Source organism: Bacillus sp. 123MFChir2 (assembly GCF_000383235.1).
Classification (GTDB): domain Bacteria; phylum Bacillota; class Bacilli; order Bacillales; family Bacillaceae_G; genus Bacillus_A.
Genome location: NZ_KB910938.1, coordinates 15,141 through 37,043, shown reverse-complemented (window position 1 = coordinate 37,043; position 21,903 = coordinate 15,141). Strand labels below are relative to the sequence as shown.

The following is a 21,903-nucleotide window of genomic DNA, read 5'->3' as shown; positions in this document are numbered from 1 at the left end:
AGAAACAACAAGGCCGCAAAGCAATTTCTCAAGAAAATAGAATATCCGCACCAGAACCACAAAATATAATCGTTTACTTTATTATTTTTTAGAAGAGGAGTACTATATGTTTGTTTATTTCTATTATTTAATTATGTATTTTTTTACAGTAATCTTTGGACTTCAAGTTTCTAATTGGACATCACCATTTCTTTCAATGTTTATGGATCCAGATTCAATAGGAGCATTTCTTTCCATATTAGTAGCGTCTAGTATTTTATCAGCTATATTCTCATTTTTATTACATTTTATTTATATTTGGAAATCCGATTCAGATAGGTTTTTAAAACCATTTTACCGGGCACATTTTTTAGCTACATATATTTCAGGTGCGTTCTCAATCGTAAACATCGGAGAAAAAACTTTAAAGGAATGGAACTTTAAAAATCTTTCAGTTGATAGCGGTATAAAAGTCGCTTGTCTTATATTGCTATTTGTTGCGTTATCAAACAATGCTTTGTATAAGACCTTTGAAAAAGAGATTGTTAATATGCTTCAATCCATCGTAAAGAAAATCAAAGCTAAGTAGAATAAATACCAGAGGTTATTGTCGGAAAAAGAGATATGAGCTACGCTGGATTTAAACACGAGAAAAGATATGATGAATCGCCAAATGATTTTCCTTTTCACCAAAAGATTATATAGTTATCATTTTTTATTGTTTGCTGATTAATTTATTAAATTATAAATAAGTGTGAAAAAAAGCTAGAATAAATCTAGCTTTTTTGTTTTTAAAAAGGTTTACAATTCGGAATCTCTATCCCCGAAGACTGCGCCAGTTTTAATAAATAATAGCACTCTTCCCTTGCCATATGATCTGCCATTCTTGCCGAAAATGAACTTAGCACTTGCTCCGATAACTCTAACTCTTCTAATTCACGAAGAAAACGTGAAAATAAAGTCATTTCCAGCGAAACATCTTTTGTAAACTTCTTTAAAGCAGGGAAAGATGCCAATTCTGTCCGTAAATAACCAGTCATTTCAACAGCTTTTAAATAAAATTGTTCAAAATGCTTTTCATATTCGTCACTCTTTTCCTTTAAACGCTTCTCGACAAGGTCTAATTCGCTTGAAATAGCTCCTGCATGACCAGCAGCATCTGATAGCCAAAGAAGATGATGGTGTAATTCATGAAACAGTGGAGGCACTTTTCCTTCCGTTAAATATTTTAGTACTGTTATGTATTCCTCTACTTCATTAACCATGTGATTCAGAAATGTAGGTGTAAAATGAATGACAATTTTTCCTTCTAATTGTTTACGCATAATATGCAACTTAAACTTTTTAATTTCATTTGCTGCTTCATTCGCCTCTTTTGCAAATGCAATTAAGTCAGTAGTCCCAAGTTTCATTTTCAAATCATCAAACTTTTGTATAAAATACATCGCTCGTTCAATTTCTTCCTTTTCCTTAGGAGCTAAAGCATCCGTTAAAAAATGAGCATGATCTCCCAGTATTCTTAACCAAAATTTATGCTCAAATAACGCATTTTCTTCATAAGCTCGATCCATCATATTTGCCCCCTCATAATTATATATTCACACACCCCTTGCTTTATCGCTCTCATGCGGCAATTGCAACTGAATCACATGCCCATCAGGATCATAAACAGATATCACTTTTTTCTTCTCTATATAATCTTCTATTTCTGTGTACATCACTTGATAGTAAGCTAAATTTTTCAGTAACTTCTCCGCCTTATTGGATTGTATATTCACTTCGATTTTCGGAAGAACTTGTTCACACTGCATAACTTCTTTTTCTTTATTTAAAACACAACAAATCCGCATTTCCCCCGCATCATACCACACCCCGGGTACATCCAATTGCGGCCTCTCTCTACTTGGCCGAAAACCTAATATACCTTCATAAAAGTATAATGTTTTCTTTAAATCTCTTACTTCTAACACAACAGAATGTGCCATCTTATCCTCCTTCCCCTTTTCCATCTATTAGTTTTTGTATATGAGTCATAAATGAGAATTATGTTTGAATACAATACATAATAGCGATGTTTTCCAAAGGAGGTGTATAGGTTGAATAAATCTGTGAGGTCATACACACCGTATCACAGTCCACAAGACCCTTGTCCACCAATCGGAAAGAAATACTATTTTACTCCTCCTCATTTATTTATGGGATTTCAGCCAGCAAACTTACCGCAATTCTCTCCGAGTGAAGCACTAAAAAAAGGGACACTGTGGCCTGCTTTATATGATTATTATGAAAATCCTTACAAAAAAGGACGGTGAGCTATCATGGCGCAGCCACTTCCCGATGAATTTTATAAATGGATGGAAGAAATGCAGGAACTCGATTTTGTACTCGTAGAACTCACCCTATATTTAGATACCCATCCTGATGATGTTACATCCATTAAACAATTTAACGATTTTTCCTATAAACGTAGGTTATTAAAACAGCAAATTGAAGAAAAATACGGACCTCTTCAACAGTTTGGAAATAGTTATTCACAAGCTCCTTGGGAATGGAGCAAAGGGCCTTGGCCATGGCAATTGTAAAGTGAAACTTTAATCAGTGGGGGTTTTCTTCATCCCCCACTGATTATTAGTTGAACCAATCGGGCTTTTACGGGCAGTTTATCTCCCGCCTAACTTCTTTGCTTTTGCTGAATTTTGAGGTGGTAGTATTACTGCCCGTTAATGCGGGATAAAGGTGGGGAAAATATGTGGATCTATGAAAAGAAATTACAATATCCTGTAAAGGTAAGTACTTGTAATCCAACACTTGCAAAATATTTAATTGAACAATACGGCGGTGCTGACGGCGAATTAGCCGCTGCCCTGCGCTACTTAAATCAGCGCTACACCATTCCTGACAAAGTTATCGGTTTATTAACAGACATCGGAACAGAAGAGTTTGCACACCTTGAGATGATTGCGACAATGGTATATAAACTAACAAAAGACGCTACACCTGACCAAATGATAGCCGCTGGTCTTGATGCTCACTACGCTGATCATGATAGCGCCATTTTCTATCACAATGCGGCAGGCGTTCCTTTTACAGCAACTTACATACAAGCAAAAGGAGATCCAATTGCAGATTTATATGAAGACATCGCCGCAGAAGAAAAAGCGAGAGCCACATATCAATGGCTCATTAATATGTCTGATGATCCCGATTTAAACGATGGATTACGTTTTCTTCGAGAACGCGAAATCGTTCACTCCCAGCGCTTTCGAGAAGCAGTCGAAATATTAAAAGAAGAACGAGATCGGCAAGTTTATTTTTAAAATATATGAAAGATCGTAACTACTCAGTCACTCTATGAAAAACCGATAGAAAAACATTTTTTTAAGTGGGCGAGATGAACCGGCTATGTATAGTAGCGGTCAGGGCCTTTTCCTGCCCCGCGCAAAGTTTTAAAACAGAGAAAGGCAGCGAGGTGTAGGTCCGTTTTTATCTTTATGGCAGCAATTATACTCCTTACCAAACTTCTAAATGAAATGTATGGCTGAGTAGTTACGAAAAATCAACATAAAAACCACTTTTTTTAGCTGGGCGAGAGCATCTAGCCATGAATATAAGCGGTCAGGGCCCTTTTCTGCCACAGGCGATGTTCAAACAAAGTGAGCAAATGATTCCATTCCTCGTATGTATTCGAGTCGTTCTATTACTTTTAGAAATTCTTCCCTCCTTCGCTTACTTATAATTTCTAAATCTCGTTTTGAAAAAGTGTAGTAAGTTCCTAGCACCTACTCATCTTCAGAAATTTGTATAAGAGCCTGTCGCTGTTACGGTATAAGCAATTCTCTACCTCTCGCAATTTTCATACAGTATCATTTCATTTCTGTAATTTGTTATTTTCGGAAACAAATTGGATAACTTTAAAAGTTTCTTTGCACTAAAAAAAGCTGCTAAATATAAGCAGCTTTTTTATCTATTTGTTCCTATCATTTTTACTTTTGACGAATATCAATCCACCAACGATCTTTCGCATTCATATTTTCAGTGCCACTAAACCCACTGTAATGGAAAGCATCAAGGAAGATTGAATCCAGCTTATCCTCATCTACAAAATAACCTAAGTTAACCTTCATCGTTTGTCCTGGCGGGATACTGCCAATATTGTAAAAGCTTTTTCCGTTTCCGTGAGGTTCTAGATAATCAACTTCGCTTGTCATAGTACTTTTTTCGTCAATTCCATCTTCTTCAGCATAGTTCCATGCATTTTTTTCAGATTTAAGCACTTTTAGGGATGGAGTCATATAGATTTCTTGTGTTGCCTGTTTACCAATATTTTTCACTGTTGTTGTTAGGTAGACAAATTTAGGAGTAACTAATTTCGACTCTACTAATTTGTCAATTGAATCTTTACCATCTCCAACTTTATATACATCCCGTTTGTACGGTGTCAATTTATTCGTCTGATCTAAAGCCTTATTATCGCTTAGTTTTTCTAGTCCATATTCATTAAAGTTCTCTTGTTTAAAATCTTTGATTGAATCAAAGACTTCAACTTTTTCGATGACATATTCAAGTTTGCTGTTATCCATGCCGAGACTTACGGTTACTGGAACCATTTGACCTACGCTAAATAGTTGTTTGCTGTCTTTTTCCAAAGGAATAACGCTAGGTTTTGTTGATTTATCCGCTTTGCTAAAATGATCTTTATCATAATCTGCTGTATGTGATGCCTTTTCCTTTGATGTGGGCTCAAGTGAAATGTTCCCTAAGACCTTCATCATTTGTTCTTCATTTACATCGGCGCCAATAAAACTTTCTAACATAATCCCCTCTTCCTTAAAAAAGAGAAAGACCTCTCTGTCAAACGGTAATTTGTTGCTTCCGGTATCTCTATGAACAATCACTGCTTTCCTGCCATTTATCTCTTTTTCTTCGTAGCTTTTTGAGTACAGCGTTTGAAAGTTAGAATTTCCCCCTACTCTCCAAAGAAGAAATGAAAACCCACCCTTTGCGTAGTTATCTTTAAATGAATATTTCATAGCATTGTCATCGTCTGCTGCCATATTTTCTGGTAAATAGCCGACTTTCAACTTATACCAATTGTCAATCTTTTTCGCGTCCTTATTTGTCACTGAAACATTTACTTCATAATTATGTTTTTGGACAATCATATCATAAACTTTTACTGCGCCAAAAGCGGTTGTTGGTATGCCGATCAATAAGCAGGCAGCAGCAATTAAAATACGATTCTTTTTACGCTTGGCCTGTGGTTTCCCATCTTTCATCTTAATTTCCTCCATAAACAATTTCTTTTTGTGCGTGTATGTATCTGAAAATTTATGTTGTTCATCCAGTTTATCAAAATCATCTAAAGCGATTTTTTCAGCAAGGTCATACATTTCTTTGGAGTTCTTGGAATTCGTCATTTTGCATACCTCCTATCATATTTTGTACTCGTTTTCGAGCGCGTTCAAATTGCTTGCGGACATTGACCTCCGTTATCCCCATTAGATTTGAAATTTCCTGATAAGTTAAGTTATAGAAGACTTTGTACTTAAAAACCTGTCTGTTAGACTCATTTAAATCTTTTAGCAATGTATCAATTTGAACCTCAGACATTACACTCCGTTCCCACTTTTCAATATTTTCATCTGCTACTTCCGGTAATTCTCTTTGATATTCTTCTAAGAACATTTCCTGTCGTTTATTTTTCCGGTAGTTATCAATCGCTTTGTTTTTCGCAATTCTCAAAATGTAGCGTTTAAGCTCTTGAGTGTTCAAGCCCCGTAGCTTTTCCAAATTCTGATAAAGAGTCATAAACGTCTCTTGAACTGCATCTTCAGCCTGCTGAACATTATTTAAAATAGAATAGGCCACATAATAAATTTTTTGTTCATACAGCTCGTATAGCTCTTCCATCTTTTCATAATCCTTGTTTGTAACTTTCATGTAATCCCTCCTCTCACACTATATAACGAATGGGCGTTATATTTTGTGACACTTCCTTAGAATGATTATTCACCATAGTAAAGCAACAGTTAATTTCTTAAAAATTAACTGTTGCTTTCTAGTTGTCAGACCTTTAAAATAAAAACATTAATTCGACGAATTATTTGAATTTTCGACACAAAATAATCTAGGAGGATTTTTATAGAATGCATAAAACTTTAAAACCATCCCAAATTCTCTCGATTAGCTTATTGCTATTTGCGATTTTCTTTGGTGCTGGTAATATGATTTTCCCGCCCCTACTTGGTCTTTCATCTGGAGAGAATATGTGGGTGTCTATCGCAGGATTTGTAATTACAGATGTCGGCTTATCACTATTAGCAATAGTTGCAGTTGCATTAGCAGGAGGCAGCTTCAAAACACTTGCAAGCCGTGTTCATCCAAAATTCGCGGCAATTTTAGCCATCATTATTTATCTCTCGATTGGACCGCTTTTCGTTATCCCGCGTACAGGATCTGTTTCATACGAAATCGGAATCGTACCACTTTTCCAAGATCACTGGTATTCTATGTTGCTCTTTACAGGAATTTTCTTTACGATTACCTACTTCCTATCGTTAAACCCTTCCAAGCTAGTGGATCACATCGGAAAAATTTTAACACCTATTTTGCTTATTATTATTGCAGTTATGGCAACAAAAGTGATTCTTTCACCAACAAGTTCATTTGCTACTCCGGTTGGTGACTACAAAGACATTCCATTTTTCAAAGGGTTTTTAGAAGGCTTTTTAACATTAGATGCAATCGGAGCACTTGTATTATCTAGCATTGTTGTGAATGCGATTCGTCAAAATGGGGTAAATGATAAAAAAGCAATTACGAAATATACGATTATATGCGGAAGCATTGCGGCGTTATTTTTAACAGTCATTTATTTCGCATTAGGCTATATCGGCGCATCAAATGGACACCTTGGACAATTTGAAAACGGCGGGCAACTATTAGCAACGGTTATGTACCAGTTATTCGGGACCAGCGGCAACATATTATTAAGCCTAGCCATTATTTTCGCTTGTTTAACGACAGCAATTGGTGTTGTGAGTGCATTTGCAAACTACTTTTCGAATGTATTAACAAATGTATCATACAAAAAACTTGTACTATGGGTGTGTATATTTAGCTTTGTTGTCTCTAACTTAGGCTTAAGCTTATTAATTAAACTAACACTACCAGTATTAATTATCCTTTATCCAATTACAATTATCTTAATTTTCGTATCGCTAATTGAAAAATATACGAAAAGAAAACCAAGTGTGTATGTCGGCGCAATGATTGCAGCCTTTATTATAAGCTGTATTCATGCCCTCGATAACATCGGCATGATACCATCTGCCATTTCATCTCTTGCAAGTGCAATTCCATTTTACAACTTAGGAATTGGCTGGATCGTTCCAGCGGTTATCGGCGGCATTGTCGGCTACTTCATTCCGCAAACACAAACAGAAGGTGAAGTTTCTGCAAAATAAGAAGACTAGGGAGCCCTAGTATAGCTTTAAATTAAGGGTTGCTCTAATAACACCTCGCAAATCCGAATTTTACGTTAAATTAAAAGAACCCACTTTGAAAAAGATTGTTCAAAATGGGTTCTTTCTTTATAAAGTATTGTTCAACTTTCATAAAAAAGTTTGATCATTTTCTACTATTAATCCTCCACAATCGCTCAGAAATTTTCCCGCCAATAATGATAACAGACTCTATCCTCGCAATAATTACACCGGTATTCATATTCTTAAACTATGATTTCTCCTTCTTACTATAAATTCCAAAAGCAATAACTCCAAATAAATAGCCTATTCCAGTTCCTAAACTAACTGTAAATGCTAGAAAGATTGGTTTGAAAAACATGCCAAAAATTACACCGATAGCACAACCAAAAATCATTCCTAATGGTATTAAACTATCTATTAAATCTTTAGCATCTTTTGACTTTTTCATACCTAATGTTCCTTTCGGTGTAAATAAAGTATCAAACTTTATTCCAACTCAAAACCTAGTCTTTTTATTTTACTTTTAACATATAAACCACTGCTACACAGAACAAAACATACCCTGCTCTCATTTCCTACCTTTGTTTTAAAACCATGCACGTGGCAGAAAAAGGCACTGACCGCTTCTACACATGACCAGTTCCTCTCATCCACCCTAAAGTGAAAAGGAGTTTTAAATCGTTTTTTCAATTTATATAAACCTATTTTGATTTCTCAACATATAAATCAATGCTACGCAAAACAAAACATCTCCTGCTCTCATTTCCTACCTTTGTTTTAAAACCATGCACGTGGCAGAAAAAAGGCACTGACCGCTCCTACGCACGGCCAGTCCCTCTCGCCCACCTAAAAAAAAGATTTTTTAAGGTTTTTTAGTCCTTACATCGTATGCTTAAATACAAACAATTCTTCCTTCGTTTGCGTTATAGGTTGTGTCGTTTCCATCTCTTCCTGCCCTCTTCTTTCCCCTAACCTTGCTTTCTCCACTGCATCCTGAATACATTTCACAATCATATTCCCTGAAAAAACTGTTAAACAAAAACAGGTAATCGGTACAAGTGGAATCCATGGATGTACTGATAAAGAACGGAAGTATACCCCAATTAATCCTGACCATTCATGAGTAAAAGAATCAGTCTCTTCTCCATAAAACTCTATCGTTCCCCCAAAGAATAAATTTAATAAACCGAGATGCAATAAAATAATAAGTGCCTGGACAAACTGCTGCATAAATACAATGACAAAGGTTGGGTACAAATGTGGAAACACGTGTTTTATAAGAAGGTGTCGTTTACTTCCTCCTAAAATTTTAGCAGCATCAATAAATTCTTCTGTTAATACCTTACGAATTTCATTGGCGACGTATAAGGAAAGGGTAGGAACTGCGAGCGCTGTTAATAAAATAACTTCAAACGAAGCTCGTTCAAAAAAAGTTGACATTTCTTCACCGTTATCAAACTGAATCGCATGTCGTAATGAAAAAGCTGCAATCATAACCATCGGAATAATTGTAAAGCTATCAAAAAAAGCTTCTAATTTGGGAAATCCTCTCTTTACGTACATACCGAGAAAAGCACCGAAGCAAATACCAAATACAATTCGTAACAATGAAATGAGTATGGAGATTCCAATTGTCCATTTTGCTCCTTCAATTACTAAATTTAATAAATCAAATCCCTTTTGATCTGTTCCAAGCAAAAATTGAAACGAAGGTGGAAAGGGAGGTACTTGTGGTGTTCCATCTTCATTATACTGAATGGACACCCTTCGAATATGTCCATCGTTAAAAATTGTATTTCCTATACTTAACAAAATAAATATAGTAATGAATGCACTACTAATCCAAAAGCGCTTATCACGTTTCAAATGTTGCCACATCTTAAACCCTCTCTTTCATCGCATTTGGAACAAGATAATGAAACAGCTTAAAAATAATAAAAATAGGTACATAAAGCAGCAGCAAACTAACTGTAAACAGAGGAATACCTGTTGCGAAATGCTCCGCGGCAGCTACTCTTACAAATACAAACATGCCGTATGTATTAAACATCCATTCAATAATGTACAAATTAGATAACATAAACCAAATGTTCGTTTTTGTAAAAAAAAGCGTACTTAATAACACATTACGTAAAACATGATGATTTAAAATATAAAGCCTATCCAGCCCTTTTGCCTTTGCAAATAGAACATAATCTTTTTCAAGTTCTGTTTCAAAACGCAATAATACTAGTTTCACAAACATAATCGTTGTCGGTACACTTAAACAAATAATTGGTAATCCCCTAACGGATTGCTCCCCTACCCCTGAAATACTTACAGCTAAAATACCTGTTTGTTTAAAAATCCAAATGACGAAAAGCTGCGAACCAATAATAAGAAGAATATCTGGAATAGATTCAAGAAAGAGTAAAAATGATTTAATTTTCTTCTGCACTCTAGCATTACTTCGTAAAACGATATAGACAATTAAAAAGGCAATTAAAAGTGAAATAAAAAAAGCTGCTAAAAAAATAATCATCGTTTCTTTATAGTGGATAAATAGTTGTGGAAATAGTGGTTTTGGTGTTGGTCTTGCACTATTACTAACTGGCATATACGTCATCGATGATAGATGTAGTAAACTATTGCATACCATCTTAATCGTTTCTATATATTTATGAAAATCTACTTTTAGGCCTTGAAACAAACCAGGTAATGCTCCTACACAAATAATTCCGATCACCGATAAGAAAAGTTGCACAATGACTTCCGAACTATGTATAAACACCCTCTTTGCCATATTCTCATGACCCCAATCCTTTTTATACCATTTTATAAAAAGTTTTCTAAATTGTAAATATTTTCTGTAAAATCATCTTTTTCATATGAGTCTCTGCTATAAAAATACGAAAGCATTCACCTTTCATTTAAATCTTACAAAAATGTAATACTTTTGTAAGATAAAACAATTTGCCATATTTAACGCCTCCCTTATACTAGAAATTACAGAGACAAAAACGACACGAAAAGGTGAAAATACAATGAAAAAGAAAACAAAATTATTAATTGTCGGTTTAGCAACAATTGGAATTGGTGCTGGTTCTTACTTTGCTTTAGCTGGCGGATCTTCTACACCGGCTATGGCATACAGCGGTTATAAAGTAACAGAAAAGAAAATTGAAAATGCGCAAAAATTTGGCGGCGAAGTTATTCCAAACGGGATCGAAACAATTGCATTTGATCCAACAAAAGGTAACTATGAGCTTGCAGTTAAAAAAGGAGATCAAGTTAAAAAAGGACAATTACTTTTTAAATATAACAACTCATCTAGCAAACTAGAAAAAAACGAAGCGGAAATGCAAAAGAAGTTAGCTGAGAAAGAAGTTTCACTCCTTCAAAAACAAGTGGATGCTGCAAAACAAAAACTACAAACAGCGAAACAATCTGGTGCTGCAGGTGACATGTTAAAAGCAGTTGAACAAGAAGTGCAAACACAAGAAGCGCAGCTTGAAATGAAAAAGTTTGAAGTCGAAAAAGCGAAGCAAATGATGCAAAACGCTCAAGAAAAAGAAAATGCACTGTCAGTAACAAGTCCTGTAGATGGTATGATTGAAGACATTAACAAAGGTACAGAAGAAAAAGCAGCTATAAGTGGTATGACAATTCGCACTGCTGGGCCATTAAAAGTAAAAGGCCAGTTATCTGAATACGAACTTTCTCAAATGAAAGTTGGCCAAGAGGTTTCTGTTACATCTAAAACAGTATCAGGAAAAACATGGACAGGAAAAGTAACAGAAATTGGAACAACGCCATTAAAGAATATGGATGAAAACAAAACCGTTTCTAATTATCCTTTCGTTATTACATTAGATAATGGTGACGACCTACAACCAGGCTTCCATGTTTATGTAACGGCAAAATCAGGGGAAGCAAACGGTCTTGTTGTTCCAAGAAGCAGTATCGTGAAAAAAGGTGATAAAAACATCGTATTCGTTGTAAAAGACGGAAAAGCAAAAGAAAAAGCCATTACCATTGAGTTTGAAACAGATAGCGAAGCAAAGATTTCTGGCTTACAAACAGGTGAGAAAGTAATCTCAAAACCAGAAAAAGATCTACAAGATGGTATGGAGGTTAGCATGAAATGATTGAATTAAAAGGCATCACGAAGTCTTTTCAAAACGGAGAAGAAATTGTTCAAGTCCTGCATGGAATTGATCTAACACTAAATCAAGGTGAATTTACTTCCATTATGGGACCATCTGGTTCCGGGAAATCAACATTAATGAATATTATCGGTTGCCTAGACAAACCGACAACAGGCACATACACGTTAGCTGGGCAACATATTTCAAACATGTCAGAAACAGAACTAGCGCACATTCGCAATAAAGAAATTGGATTTGTATTCCAAAACTTTATGTTGCTCCCTCGCCTCAATGCGATGCAAAATGTAGAACTGCCACTTATCTATGGTGGCGTAGATAAAAAAGAGCGACGCGAGCGAGCGTTAGCTGCATTAACAAAAGTAGGGCTCGCGGACCGAGCAACTCACTTGCCAAACGAATTGTCTGGTGGACAAAAACAACGTGTTGCTGTCGCTCGTGCGATTGTGAATAACCCAAAATTCATTTTAGCCGACGAACCGACTGGTGCACTTGATACAAAAACAAGTACACAAATTATGGATCTCTTTTACGAATTAAATAAACAAGGCTCTACCATTATAATGATTACCCATGACCGGGAAATTGGAGAAGCGGCAGCACGCCAAATTGTAATTCGTGACGGAAAGATCGTCCAAGATTGGAGAGGTTGAGTTTGAACTTAAATGAAAATATACGTATGGCCCTTTCCTCCATCTTTGCTCATAAAATGCGTTCGATTTTAACAATGCTTGGAATTATTATTGGAGTTAGTGCGATTATTACCATTATCTCTATCGGTGATGGAACCAATGCGAAATTTCGTGAACAAATCGGGAAAGAAAAGAAAGATCAATTTCAAGTAAACTATAACACAGAAGATTTTTCAGATATGGACGGTAAAATTTCAGCAAGTATGTATGACAATGTCTTAAAAATCCCTGGTGTTCAAGATGTTTATCCCAATGTAAGAAATAACGCGAAAGTATATGCAGGAAAAAAAGAATTAGCTCTTGATGTAATTGGTGCTAAAGGTGATTATTTTGAGGATGCCTCTAGATACCAACTTGAACATGGCCGATTTTTAACAGCTACCGATCTAGACAAACCAGAACATACAATTGTTTTAAGTAAAGATGCATTCCATAAATTGTTCTCTTCATGGGAACCAAACTTATATATCGATATAAAAGGGACACCTTACAAAGTAGTCGGTGTATATTCTATCAAAGCAATGATGGGTGGTGCGGACTTTAAAGAAGGAATCATCCCCGCAGAAAACTGGCCTGTTTTATTCGGCAAAAATAATTATGATAGTATCACAGTAAAAATCGCTCCTGGTCAAGATAAGCAAACTGTGCAAGATGCAGTTGTAAAATCATTAAACGACGCAAAAAAACCAGAACACACTGGGAAATTCAAAGTACCAGATCCACAGGAAATGTTAAAAGAGATTGATAACTTTACTGGTATTTTAAAAAGTGTATTTGGTGGTATTGCCGCTATTTCGCTACTTGTTGGTGGTATCGGCGTTATGAACATCATGCTTGTTTCCGTCACAGAGCGTACACGTGAAATCGGAGTCCGCAAAGCACTCGGTGCAACGCGCGGAAAAGTATTAATGCAATTCCTTATTGAATCTTGTATTTTAACAGCTTTAGGTGGCATGATCGGATTTGTACTCGGCATCTTCTTTGCCTGGATCGTATCCATATTTGCAGCATGGCCACTCGTTGTCTCAATAAAATTAGGCTTAATCTCGGTTGGGCTGTCCATGTTAATTGGTATTGCATTTGGCTTACTTCCAGCAAATAAAGCTGCGAAGCTAGATCCAATTGAGTGCTTGCGATATGAATAAAATAAACAAGGTTGCCAAAGGTAACCTTGTTATTTTGTTGCATAGTTTACAATTAGTTTTCGTTCGCAAAAAACAAAAACGCTTTCATTTTTACCAACCCCTTAACACTAAAATAGAAAGAAAATTTAAAAAATGTAAATAACTTGTAATATTCTTTTCTACAATAAAGAATTATAATTAATTGATGCGAGGACTGAATTAGATCTCATTATAGATGAAGGAGTATATAGAATGGAGCAAAAGACGGATTTACGTGAAAATAAGCATAAAAAAAGCTATAAGAAGCTAAAAATTACAATGCTCATTATTACATTCTTTTTAATTTGCGGTGGAGGTTACACATGGTTTTTAGTAAATAAGGCATCTTCTGCTGTTCGAAATGCCTCTCAAAATTTAGAGCGTGGTGAAAAATCTGAATTACGAGAACAAGCGGTCAAACCCGTTACCAATAACGTATCTGTGTTAATTATGGGAATTGATGAAAATAAAGGACGCGAAAAACTATACGCTGGGGCATTCCATCCGGATGCATTGTTACTGGCAACGTTTAATAAAGATAGTAAAACAGTAAAACTAGTAAGTATTCCACGTGATACATACACATACGTTCCAGTAGAGAAGAAAAAAGATAAGATTACACATTCCTATGCATTTGGCGCTACAAAAAATGGAAAAGACGGTGGCCCTCAAGCTACGATTGAAACAGTAGAAAAGCTATTCAACGTCCCCGTCGATTATTTTGTAAGATTTAATTTTAATTCTTTCATAAAAGTTGTCGACGATTTAGGAGGAATTGACTTAGATGTACCTGTTACATTTACAGAACAAGATAGTAACGATACAGCTGGTGCAATTCATCTTGAAAAAGGGTTCCAGCATCTAAACGGAGAACAAGCCCTTGCGCTAGCAAGAACGCGTAAAATTGATAGCGATGCCATGCGTGGCCAACGTCAACAGCTTGTTATTGAAGCGATTGTTAAAAAACTAGCAAGTGCGGGATCCGTTACAAAAGTAGGGAAAGTTATTGATGATATTAATGGGGAATTTAAAACAAACTTCTCATTTGACGACATGTTATCATTCTACAAATATGGTATCAATGCTTCAATCGGAAAACTTCAACTAGCTGGAGAAGACTGCTATATGGCGGAAGATAAAGTTTGTAAACCTACTTACGTGCCGAAACATACGTATTACTACATGCCTGATCAAAAAAATATTGCCGACATCTCAAAGCAGCTCCGCGAACATCTTGGGCTTCCTGCTGATACAAACAATGTAGCGCAAGAAAAAGATACGGATAACAAACAAAACCAAGAGCAGAAACAACAAGCTGTGCATAAGGATACAACGACTAACAAAACAAACGATAATTAATGTGAATATAGCAAAAGCCGCTGATTGTTCAGCGGTTTTTTGTATGAAACTGACTGGAAATTACGCTTCCCGCCTATATATCGGCGCTTCGACACGATTCAAGATCCGCTGCAACTCGAATCCTGAACTCCAAACGTTCATATCGCCTAAAACATTGATAATATGTTTAAACCCCATCTTCTTTAAAATTTTTGTTGCGTGTTTACTTCTTTATTTTCATCTAAACTACTTGCTTGTTGTACGGGTTTATTTAGCGATATATTACGAAAATACGGAACATGGTTACCTCTAAATTCGCCTGGTGTACAAACGTCAATCAATTGCTTATTCTTTTTCTTCATTTCGTCTTTTAGTTCTTTTCCACTTATATTTTTTACTCCCTTAACTGGTAACAAGCGAAAAAAGGATAAACAAGTAAATAATCTTAATTTTCGTAACATTCCGTTCATGTTCTGTTCATATTCTTATTTTAAAATCTTCCTGAACATAAGAAGAGGAGGTTATAGATGTGATTTCGAAACTTGCTCGCTTCATCAGTAGTCCAAAGGGTGCCAAAATCATTTTAGTCGCTTGGATTCTTGCTATTGGCGTTTTAAGTTTTCTCGCACCCGGAGCCAAAAAGTACGCAACAAGCAGTGGTGAAGGAAGCATCCATAAAGATACGCCGTCTGCTGTAGCACAGCAGATATTGGATGAACAATTTCCATCCAAAGATGGAACAGTCGCCTTGCTTGTTTTTCATGGAAAATCCACAATCACTGAGGCCGAACGTGCAAAAATTTCAGAAATTAGCAAATGGCTTTCCTCAGATGATAAACCGAAACATGTTGCAAGCGCCTTACCATTTCACCAACTTCCAAAAGCCACACAAGATAAAATGTTCTCCAAAGATAACACAACTATTCTGTTAAATGTTGCTCTAACAAAAGATTTAGAATCGGATCAAATTTATGACACATTACAGCAAATTCGCAACTATGTGAAACAAATGGATATCGGAGACTTAAAGCTTGAGATTACAGGTCCAGCTGGAATTGCAGCGGATACGATTACACTGTTCAAAAATGCTGACTTCGTATTAATGTTTGCAACAATCGGATTAATTCTCATTATATTAATCATTATTTATCGCTCCCCTTTGCTTGCTGTCATTCCCTTACTCATTTCCGGTATCGTATATGCAGTAGTCGATCGCATTTTAGGATTGGTAGGTCAAAACGGATGGTTCGTCGTTGAAAAACAAGCTCTTTCCATTATGATGATTCTACTCTTTGCTGTTTTGACGGATTATTGTTTATTCATAGTAGCTCGTTATAAAGAAGAGTTAAAAAAGACGAATTCGAAATACGATGCGATGCAAGCCGCGTTAACGCAAGTAATGGAACCAATTCTATTTAGCGGCGGAACCGTTCTGGTCGCAATGCTTACATTGTTCTTTGCTGTTTTTAATGCATATCATAACTTTGCCCCAGTATTTTCAGTTGCTATGGTGTTCATTCTGCTTGGAGGCATCACACTTATTCCAGCTTTATTTGCACTCGTAGGCCAAAAAGCATTTTGGCCTTTCATTCCAAAAGTAGCCGAAAAAGAAGAGAAGCTGGGCGGCTTCTGGACAAATGTAGGCACTTTTGTAAAGAAAAAGCCTTCCATCACAGTAAGTATACTGCTCATTATGCTCATTCTTACTTCGCTGAACGTTGGATCTATGAAATATTCGTTTAATTTAATGAAGTCATTCCCAAATGACATTTCATCCCGGCAAGGCTTTGAAACTTTAGAGGAAAACTTCCCACCAGGACAATTAGCGCCTGTCACTGTCATTTTGAAATCAGACAAAGAAATTGTCTTAGACCAATCCTTTTTTGATAAATTAGCTTTATTATCAAGCGCAATGAAAAAACTAGATGGGGTAAACACCGTCACACCAGAAATCACTTCCGCATTCGCGAATGCGAACTTACCAAAAAACTTCTTATCAGAAGAAAAGCATGCCGTCAAATTGCAATTAACTTTACAAGACAATCCTTACGACCAAGCAGCTTTAAATACAATCAGTCTACTACGTGAAAACAGTAACAGTTTGTTAACAAAGAGCGGCTTTGATTCTCAGCAATATTCCTTGCATTATAGCGGGCAAACCCCGCAGCAATTAGATGTAAAATCTTTGAACGAAAAAGATACAATCGTGACGTTCTCGCTCATTTCTATTTTTATTCTCATTATGCTGACATACCAATCACGCTCGATCATTATCGCGCTAACAATGATGATCACAATGTTACTTTCTTATTCAGCGACGCTAGGGCTAGGTTGGATGATTTTTCATTATATTTTAGGATACGACTCAATTAGCTATCGTCTACCTGTCTACACCTTTGTATTTCTTATTGCATTAGGGATCGACTATAATATTATGCTCGTATCCCGAATCAAAGAAGAGGCGCAAAAATATGAATGGAAAGAAGCGGTAGCACGCGGGGTTTCTTTAACTGGAGGCGTTATTTCATCAGCGGGTATTATACTCGCAGCTACATTCGGCGTGCTCATTACCCAACCACTTCAAGAACTCTTTCTATTCGGTTTAACAATGACAATGGGGATTTTAATTGATACATTTCTTGTTCGTGGTATGCTGCTCCCTTCGATTTTGATTTTTTTCAAACCGCGGCGTTCCAAGCGTATTTCTTCCCTTCCAACAGATTTAAAATAATTGTTCAAAATGAAAAGTGTGCAACCTGGCACACTTTTCGTTTTCTTTGCAATTATAATCACGTGTTCATCTTCTATTCATAAACATTGCTTATTCTACAAACGGAAAACTTCATCAGCTTTTTTTATTAATTGCTTTGTAAGTGTAGATCTTTCCAATCGTCTCTTAATAAACCAAACACATATACGTCATGGAATTTGCCAAATCTAAAAATTTCATTGCGAAAAGTACCTTCTTTTACAAAGTGACATTTTTCGTATGAACGAATCGCATTCGCATTGAAACTAAACACTTGCAGTTTAATTTTATTTATGTGAATGTAATTGAAAATAAACGATATTAAAGTGTTCATCGCGTCCGTACCAAAGCCTTTATTTTGCCACTTTGTTCCGATAGAAATACCGACAAAACAAGTGCTATTTTTCCAATTGATTGCGAAAACACCACATGATCCAATTAGTTCATTCGATTCCTTATCAAAAATACCAAAAATAAACTCTTCCTTTTTGCCGCTAATACCATTGAAAAACGTTTTGTTGTCTTCCAATGTCGTTGGAAACGGAATGTCATCATTTGCGAGTAATAGCGTATGTTTTTCATTTTCAAGTTGAGCAAAGCGCTCAAGGTGATTTTGTTCCATTTGTTTTAACAGAACCGTTTGCCCTGTTAAAAAGTGATTAAAAAACTGTTTCATGTTATTCTCCCTTTATTAAGGGGTGCAGCCTGAGGTACAACCCCTTAGATTTTTTGTTGGTGAAACAAAACGTCTACTGCAATTATCGCAATCATATTCGCAACTCCTTTTGGTTAATACTTCTATTATATCTTATTTGTATATATTTGAAAATTCTGTATTGTATTTTCGAAAAAGGTGTAATGTCAGCTCTATTTCCTGCACTCAGAATGTTAAACATTGTCGAAGCGCCGATATATCAGTGAACATATAAGAAGGAGTTGATTCAAAAGACATCTACATCTCTTTTGAGTCAACTCCTATCTTCTTTTTCTCTTTATAATGGCCACTTTTATCCACAAAACGTATGTCATTTATATATATCCAACTTAACTTTCCAACAGATAAATCATTGCTATGCAGAGTAAAAAGTGCTGTGCTACTCGTTCGCTCCCTTTGTTTTAACATCGCCCGTGGCCAAAAAGTCCCTGACCGCTCCAAAGCATGGCCAGGTGCTCTCGCCTACCTAAAAGAAGAGGTTTTTTTTAACTCGTCTTTTGTAACTTCTTGTTCATATTCCGTTCATATTTCCTCTTTATGATAAAAGCATAGAACGAAACAAGGAGGAACAAACCTAATGTTTTTAGCACTTAAAGAATTAAAACAATCGAAATTACGTTACGGATTAGTTGGTACAATCATGATGTTATTATCATTTCTTGTACTTATCATATCAGGTCTAGCAAATGGTTTATCTCATGATAATGCCTCTTCTATTATTGAAATGAAAGCAAACAAATTTATCTTATCAGATGATGCAGATGGTAAATTGTTACGATCTCAGATTAAGAAAGAAGATGTCGATAAAGTTTTAGCACAAGTTGATGAAAAAGATGCAGTTCCAATGCACATTAAAGTATCAACATTTGAAAAAGAAGGCACTTCAAATAAAGTAGATGTTGCTATTTTCTCAAGTAAACAAGATTCATTCATTGCTCCAAAAGTAATCGAAGGAAAAAATGGTACGTTAGCAGACAATGAAGTTATCGCTGATGAATCAATTAAAGAAAAAGGAATTAAGCTTGGAGATGAACTAGTAGATCCTATTTCTAAAAAAGCTTTCAAAGTTGTTGGATTCTCGCAAAATCAAATGTTTAGTCATACACCAGTTATTCATATGAATGAAAATGTATGGGACGCTATTGCCTTGCCAAATCAAAAAGATTACAGTGTAATCGCTCTAAATACTGATAAAAAAATCGACAATGCAAAAGTTGTTGATAAAAAAGAAGTATTACAAAGTATCCCAGGTTATAAAGAAGAACAAGGAACATTAACAATGATTATTGCGTTTTTACTTGTTATTTCAGCATTGTTAATCGGCGTTTTCTTCTATGTCATTACATTACAAAAAACACACCAATTAGGTGTATTAAAAGCGATCGGTACGAAAAACTCATATTTAGCAAATACGTTAGTTGTACAATCTATATTCTTATCAGGCGTTGCTCTTATTATCGGCATTGGCTTAATCTTTGCGGTAGAAGCTATTTTACCAGCTAGTATGCCGTTCTTATTAACAACAACAACAATCATGCAGTATGCAGGTATCTTTATCTTAATTAGCATATTCGGTACACTTATTTCTCTATATCAAGTATTAAAAGTAGATGCATTAGAAGCAATCGGAGGTGGCATGTAATGGTAACGGAAGTAAAATGGGATAACCCAGCGTCATTATTAAAGCTTGATCAAGTAAGCAAAACATACGGCGAAGGAGAGACAGAAGTAACTGCTCTCCATCCCATTACATTAGATGTAAAAGAGGGCGAATTTATCGGTATTGTTGGTCCATCTGGTTCAGGGAAAAGTACATTGCTTTCCATCGCAGGTGCCCTTCTCTCTCCTTCAAAAGGAGACATTTATATTGCTGGTCAAACCATAACAAATTTATCAGAAAAAGAAATGACGGATATTCGCTTACGAAAAATCGGATTTATATTTCAATTCGCAAACCTTGTACCTTTCTTAACGGTAAAAGAACAACTTCTGTATATCGCTAAGTTAAAAGGAGAAGATAAAAAAGCAGCAAGTCAGTTAGCAGAGCAATTGCTGAAAACATTTGGATTAGCACATCGCATGAATCATTATCCAAATCAACTTTCAGGCGGTGAAAAACAACGTGTAGCGATTGCTCGTGCGTTCATGAATGATCCAAACTTAATTTTAGCTGACGAACCGACTGCGAGTCTTGATTCAAAAAGGGCAAGAGAAGTTGTTGAATTAATGAAACAAGAAGTGAAGAAAAATAAAAAAGCAGCAATTATGATTACACACGATGAAAAAATGCTTGATGTATGCGATCGTATTTTAACACTTCGCGACGGAAAATTATTACGAGAAAACGAAGTGTAAATCACAGTAATCTAAAAAACTTTCTTACCCCTATTTCCACAGGGAATAAGAAAGTTTTTTCTTTATTCACAAGTACCTCTTCATTTTTTGTTTACAGCATAATACAATTTAAATATAATAACTACGCCGATTTTATATGTAATATTGCGTTCATATTCTATTCATAATTCGCATGTAACATTCTTTATATAAAGAATGTTAGAAAGGAATGATGACAACATTCCACAAGCTAAGTATTATCGTCTGGTTCATTTGTCTAATCCCATATATTTCTGGCCTTATATACGGAATGACAAACCACTAATAATCGCAGTCTACTATCCAAAAATAAACATTGCTAATGCTACCTAGGAGGTATATGATGAAAAAGTTATATAATGCAGCATTCACTTATTTAATTATCGGTCTATTATCAGGTGTATTCGCGAGAGAATATTCAAAAGCGCAAGGAATTCAAGGTACTACATCGCTATACAAATTGCACACACATGTGCTAGTTCTTGGATTTATATTCTTCTTGCTTGCCTTTACTCTATCGAAATTATTTGCAGTCCATGAGGCAAAAAGTTTTAACATGTGGTTCATCGTCTATAATGTAGGATTAGTTTTAACAATTGGTTCAATGGCGACCCGCGGACTTCTTCAACTCAATGGAGCTGATTTTAAAGGATTAAGTCATATTGCAGGAATGTCTCATACGATCATTGGTATCGCTCTCGTTTGGTTTATGATTCTATTAAAAAAATCGTTCAAAGGGTAAAAGGAGGTCAAACATGAACTTAGCTGTTCTATCGAGTATTGTTGCTCTTTGTATGGCTGTTGGAATGATGTTCCTTCGCTTAAAATCAGCAAAGAAACCTGTAACACTTAAAAAAATTATTCTCCCGCCATTTTTTATGAGTACGGGAGCATGCATGTACTTCTTACCAGAATTCCGCTTAACATCAACTGAAATTATAGAAGCAGTTATCGTTGGATTATTTTTCTCTATTTTTCTTATTAAAACATCAAAATTTGAAATACGCGGAAAAGACATCTATTTAATACCTTCTAAAGCATTTATCTTTATTTTAGTCGGTTTACTAGCTGTCCGCCTCGGTATGAAAGAGTATTTAAGTCAATCAATTGATTTAGGACAATTAAGCGGTATGTTCTTCTTACTTGCCTTTGCGATGATCGTCTCTTGGAGAATTGGCATGTACCGTTCGTTTATGAAATTACAAAAAGAAATGAACTTTGCGACTAAGAGTGTTTAATCATATCAAAAAGCCCGATACAAA

The 21,903-nt window shown here is 35.6% G+C and carries 21 protein-coding genes and 3 pseudogenes; 15 read left to right on the top strand and 9 right to left on the bottom strand.

Annotated features, from left to right (window positions below):
• Positions 1–106 precede the first annotated feature (106 nt).
• Entirely contained in the window at positions 107–568 is a 462-nt protein-coding gene (locus H280_RS0110170; RefSeq protein ID WP_020061015.1) for a hypothetical protein, read from the top strand.
• A 202-nt stretch (positions 569–770) separates the two neighbouring features.
• Here H280_RS0110170 and H280_RS0110165 read toward each other — a convergent pair whose 3' ends face one another.
• Together H280_RS0110165 and H280_RS0110160 are read right to left on the bottom strand one after the other, a co-directional pair.
• On the bottom strand, positions 771–1,550 hold the full coding sequence (locus H280_RS0110165) for a DUF2935 domain-containing protein (RefSeq protein WP_020061014.1): 780 nt from the start codon (positions 1,548–1,550) through the stop codon (positions 771–773).
• 27 nt (positions 1,551–1,577) lie between these two features.
• Positions 1,578–1,964, bottom strand: a complete 387-nt coding sequence (locus H280_RS0110160) for a VOC family protein (RefSeq protein ID WP_020061013.1) — start codon at positions 1,962–1,964, stop codon at positions 1,578–1,580.
• 111 nt (positions 1,965–2,075) lie between these two features.
• Here H280_RS0110160 and H280_RS0110155 point away from each other — a divergent pair, with 111 nt between their 5' ends.
• The 3 genes from H280_RS0110155 to cotJC all read left to right on the top strand — a co-directional run bounded on the left by H280_RS0110155 (position 2,076) and on the right by cotJC (position 3,296).
• Positions 2,076–2,291, top strand: a complete 216-nt coding sequence (locus H280_RS0110155; RefSeq protein WP_020061012.1) for a spore coat associated protein CotJA — start codon at positions 2,076–2,078, stop codon at positions 2,289–2,291.
• A 6-nt stretch (positions 2,292–2,297) separates the two neighbouring features.
• The gene (locus tag H280_RS0110150) at positions 2,298–2,561 is read left to right on the top strand and encodes a spore coat protein CotJB (protein ID WP_020061011.1); all 264 of its coding nucleotides are present in this window, start codon (positions 2,298–2,300) and stop codon (positions 2,559–2,561) included.
• A 165-nt stretch (positions 2,562–2,726) separates the two neighbouring features.
• A complete protein-coding gene (gene cotJC / locus H280_RS0110145; RefSeq protein ID WP_020061010.1) occupies positions 2,727–3,296 on the top strand; it encodes a spore coat protein CotJC in 570 nt (189 codons plus the stop codon).
• A 666-nt stretch (positions 3,297–3,962) separates the two neighbouring features.
• Here the strand turns inward: cotJC and H280_RS0110140 are convergent.
• The gene (locus H280_RS0110140) at positions 3,963–5,396 is read right to left on the bottom strand and encodes an ECF-type sigma factor negative effector (RefSeq protein WP_020061009.1); all 1,434 of its coding nucleotides are present in this window, start codon (positions 5,394–5,396) and stop codon (positions 3,963–3,965) included.
• Positions 5,362–5,919 (bottom strand): RNA polymerase sigma factor, encoded by a 558-nt coding sequence (locus H280_RS0110135; RefSeq protein ID WP_020061008.1) that lies wholly within the window; start codon positions 5,917–5,919, stop codon positions 5,362–5,364. Before H280_RS0110135 ends, H280_RS0110140 begins: the two co-directional genes overlap by 35 nt.
• A 206-nt stretch (positions 5,920–6,125) precedes the next feature.
• Here H280_RS0110135 and brnQ2 point away from each other — a divergent pair, with 206 nt between their 5' ends.
• Positions 6,126–7,445: a branched-chain amino acid transport system II carrier protein BrnQ2 gene (gene brnQ2 / locus H280_RS0110130; RefSeq protein WP_020061007.1), complete on the top strand. Its 1,320-nt coding sequence runs from the start codon at positions 6,126–6,128 to the stop codon at positions 7,443–7,445.
• A 268-nt stretch (positions 7,446–7,713) separates the two neighbouring features.
• Here brnQ2 and H280_RS23445 read toward each other — a convergent pair.
• The 3 genes and pseudogenes from H280_RS23445 to H280_RS0110115 form a co-directional block, all read right to left on the bottom strand.
• A pseudogene (locus H280_RS23445) lies at positions 7,714–7,926 on the bottom strand (hypothetical protein); the annotation flags it as partial.
• A gap of 419 nt (positions 7,927–8,345) precedes the next feature.
• Positions 8,346–9,344 (bottom strand): ABC transporter permease, encoded by a 999-nt coding sequence (locus H280_RS0110120; protein ID WP_020061005.1) that lies wholly within the window; start codon positions 9,342–9,344, stop codon positions 8,346–8,348.
• 1 nt (position 9,345) lies between these two features.
• Positions 9,346–10,248 (bottom strand): ABC transporter permease subunit, encoded by a 903-nt coding sequence (locus H280_RS0110115; RefSeq protein ID WP_020061004.1) that lies wholly within the window; start codon positions 10,246–10,248, stop codon positions 9,346–9,348.
• Between the two features lie 241 nt (positions 10,249–10,489).
• Between H280_RS0110115 and H280_RS0110110 the strand changes: the two genes are divergently transcribed.
• From H280_RS0110110 to H280_RS0110095, 4 genes are all read left to right on the top strand, one after another.
• Positions 10,490–11,593, top strand: coding sequence for an efflux RND transporter periplasmic adaptor subunit (locus tag H280_RS0110110; RefSeq protein WP_020061003.1), 1,104 nt, complete (start codon positions 10,490–10,492; stop codon positions 11,591–11,593).
• Positions 11,590–12,264: an ABC transporter ATP-binding protein gene (locus H280_RS0110105; RefSeq protein ID WP_020061002.1), complete on the top strand. Its 675-nt coding sequence runs from the start codon at positions 11,590–11,592 to the stop codon at positions 12,262–12,264. The genes H280_RS0110110 and H280_RS0110105 overlap by 4 nt, the downstream gene beginning before the upstream one ends.
• Before the next feature lie 2 nt (positions 12,265–12,266).
• Positions 12,267–13,448, top strand: coding sequence for an ABC transporter permease (locus H280_RS0110100; RefSeq protein ID WP_020061001.1), 1,182 nt, complete (start codon positions 12,267–12,269; stop codon positions 13,446–13,448).
• Positions 13,449–13,679: 231 nt separating this feature from the next.
• Positions 13,680–14,825, top strand: coding sequence for an LCP family protein (locus H280_RS0110095; protein ID WP_020061000.1), 1,146 nt, complete (start codon positions 13,680–13,682; stop codon positions 14,823–14,825).
• A 135-nt stretch (positions 14,826–14,960) separates the two neighbouring features.
• Here the strand turns inward: H280_RS0110095 and H280_RS23440 are convergent.
• Positions 14,961–15,274 (bottom strand): annotated as a pseudogene (locus tag H280_RS23440) (rhodanese-like domain-containing protein); the annotation flags it as partial.
• Positions 15,275–15,333: 59 nt separating this feature from the next.
• Here H280_RS23440 and H280_RS0110085 point away from each other — a divergent pair.
• Positions 15,334–17,535, top strand: a complete 2,202-nt coding sequence (locus H280_RS0110085; protein WP_020060998.1) for an MMPL family transporter — start codon at positions 15,334–15,336, stop codon at positions 17,533–17,535.
• A gap of 127 nt (positions 17,536–17,662) precedes the next feature.
• Here the strand turns inward: H280_RS0110085 and H280_RS0110080 are convergent, their stop codons facing one another.
• Positions 17,663–18,229 (bottom strand): GNAT family N-acetyltransferase, encoded by a 567-nt coding sequence (locus H280_RS0110080; RefSeq protein ID WP_020060997.1) that lies wholly within the window; start codon positions 18,227–18,229, stop codon positions 17,663–17,665.
• Positions 18,230–18,845: 616 nt separating this feature from the next.
• On the opposite strand from H280_RS0110080, the gene H280_RS0110070 reads away from it, so the two are divergent.
• The 5 genes and pseudogenes from H280_RS0110070 (at position 18,846) to H280_RS0110055 (ending at position 21,879) form a co-directional block, all read left to right on the top strand.
• On the top strand, positions 18,846–19,910 hold the full coding sequence (locus tag H280_RS0110070; protein ID WP_020060996.1) for an ABC transporter permease: 1,065 nt from the start codon (positions 18,846–18,848) through the stop codon (positions 19,908–19,910).
• Positions 19,910–20,623: an ABC transporter ATP-binding protein gene (locus H280_RS0110065; protein ID WP_020060995.1), complete on the top strand. Its 714-nt coding sequence runs from the start codon at positions 19,910–19,912 to the stop codon at positions 20,621–20,623. Before H280_RS0110070 ends, H280_RS0110065 begins: the two co-directional genes overlap by 1 nt.
• Before the next feature lie 208 nt (positions 20,624–20,831).
• Positions 20,832–20,927, top strand: a pseudogene (locus H280_RS26995) (HsmA family protein); the annotation flags it as partial.
• Between the two features lie 57 nt (positions 20,928–20,984).
• Positions 20,985–21,383 (top strand): DUF2871 domain-containing protein, encoded by a 399-nt coding sequence (locus tag H280_RS0110060; protein ID WP_020060994.1) that lies wholly within the window; start codon positions 20,985–20,987, stop codon positions 21,381–21,383.
• Between the two features lie 13 nt (positions 21,384–21,396).
• Entirely contained in the window at positions 21,397–21,879 is a 483-nt protein-coding gene (locus H280_RS0110055) for a CcdC family protein (RefSeq protein ID WP_020060993.1), read from the top strand.
• The last annotated feature ends 24 nt before the right edge of the window (positions 21,880–21,903 follow it).

Bases quoted from the DNA above. Each gene is read 5' to 3' on its own strand.
- cotJC (WP_020061010.1), top strand. From the start codon at position 2,727: ATGTGGATCTATGAAAAGAAATTACAATATCCTGTAAAGGTAAGTACT.
- H280_RS0110135 (WP_020061008.1), bottom strand. From the start codon at position 5,919: ATGAAAGTTACAAACAAGGATTATGAAAAGATGGAAGAGCTATACGAG.
- H280_RS0110105 (WP_020061002.1), top strand. From the start codon at position 11,590: ATGATTGAATTAAAAGGCATCACGAAGTCTTTTCAAAACGGAGAAGAA.
- H280_RS0110070 (WP_020060996.1), top strand. From the start codon at position 18,846: ATGTTTTTAGCACTTAAAGAATTAAAACAATCGAAATTACGTTACGGA.
- brnQ2 (WP_020061007.1), top strand. From the start codon at position 6,126: ATGCATAAAACTTTAAAACCATCCCAAATTCTCTCGATTAGCTTATTG.
- H280_RS0110165 (WP_020061014.1), bottom strand. From the start codon at position 1,550: ATGGATCGAGCTTATGAAGAAAATGCGTTATTTGAGCATAAATTTTGG.
- H280_RS0110115 (WP_020061004.1), bottom strand. From the start codon at position 10,248: ATGGCAAAGAGGGTGTTTATACATAGTTCGGAAGTCATTGTGCAACTT.
- H280_RS0110120 (WP_020061005.1), bottom strand. From the start codon at position 9,344: ATGTGGCAACATTTGAAACGTGATAAGCGCTTTTGGATTAGTAGTGCA.
- H280_RS0110160 (WP_020061013.1), bottom strand. From the start codon at position 1,964: ATGGCACATTCTGTTGTGTTAGAAGTAAGAGATTTAAAGAAAACATTA.
- H280_RS0110095 (WP_020061000.1), top strand. From the start codon at position 13,680: ATGGAGCAAAAGACGGATTTACGTGAAAATAAGCATAAAAAAAGCTAT.
- H280_RS0110110 (WP_020061003.1), top strand. From the start codon at position 10,490: ATGAAAAAGAAAACAAAATTATTAATTGTCGGTTTAGCAACAATTGGA.
- H280_RS0110080 (WP_020060997.1), bottom strand. From the start codon at position 18,229: ATGAAACAGTTTTTTAATCACTTTTTAACAGGGCAAACGGTTCTGTTA.
- H280_RS0110150 (WP_020061011.1), top strand. From the start codon at position 2,298: ATGGCGCAGCCACTTCCCGATGAATTTTATAAATGGATGGAAGAAATG.
- H280_RS0110065 (WP_020060995.1), top strand. From the start codon at position 19,910: ATGGTAACGGAAGTAAAATGGGATAACCCAGCGTCATTATTAAAGCTT.
- H280_RS0110170 (WP_020061015.1), top strand. From the start codon at position 107: ATGTTTGTTTATTTCTATTATTTAATTATGTATTTTTTTACAGTAATC.
- H280_RS0110060 (WP_020060994.1), top strand. From the start codon at position 20,985: ATGAAAAAGTTATATAATGCAGCATTCACTTATTTAATTATCGGTCTA.
- H280_RS0110055 (WP_020060993.1), top strand. From the start codon at position 21,397: ATGAACTTAGCTGTTCTATCGAGTATTGTTGCTCTTTGTATGGCTGTT.
- H280_RS0110140 (WP_020061009.1), bottom strand. From the start codon at position 5,396: ATGACGAATTCCAAGAACTCCAAAGAAATGTATGACCTTGCTGAAAAA.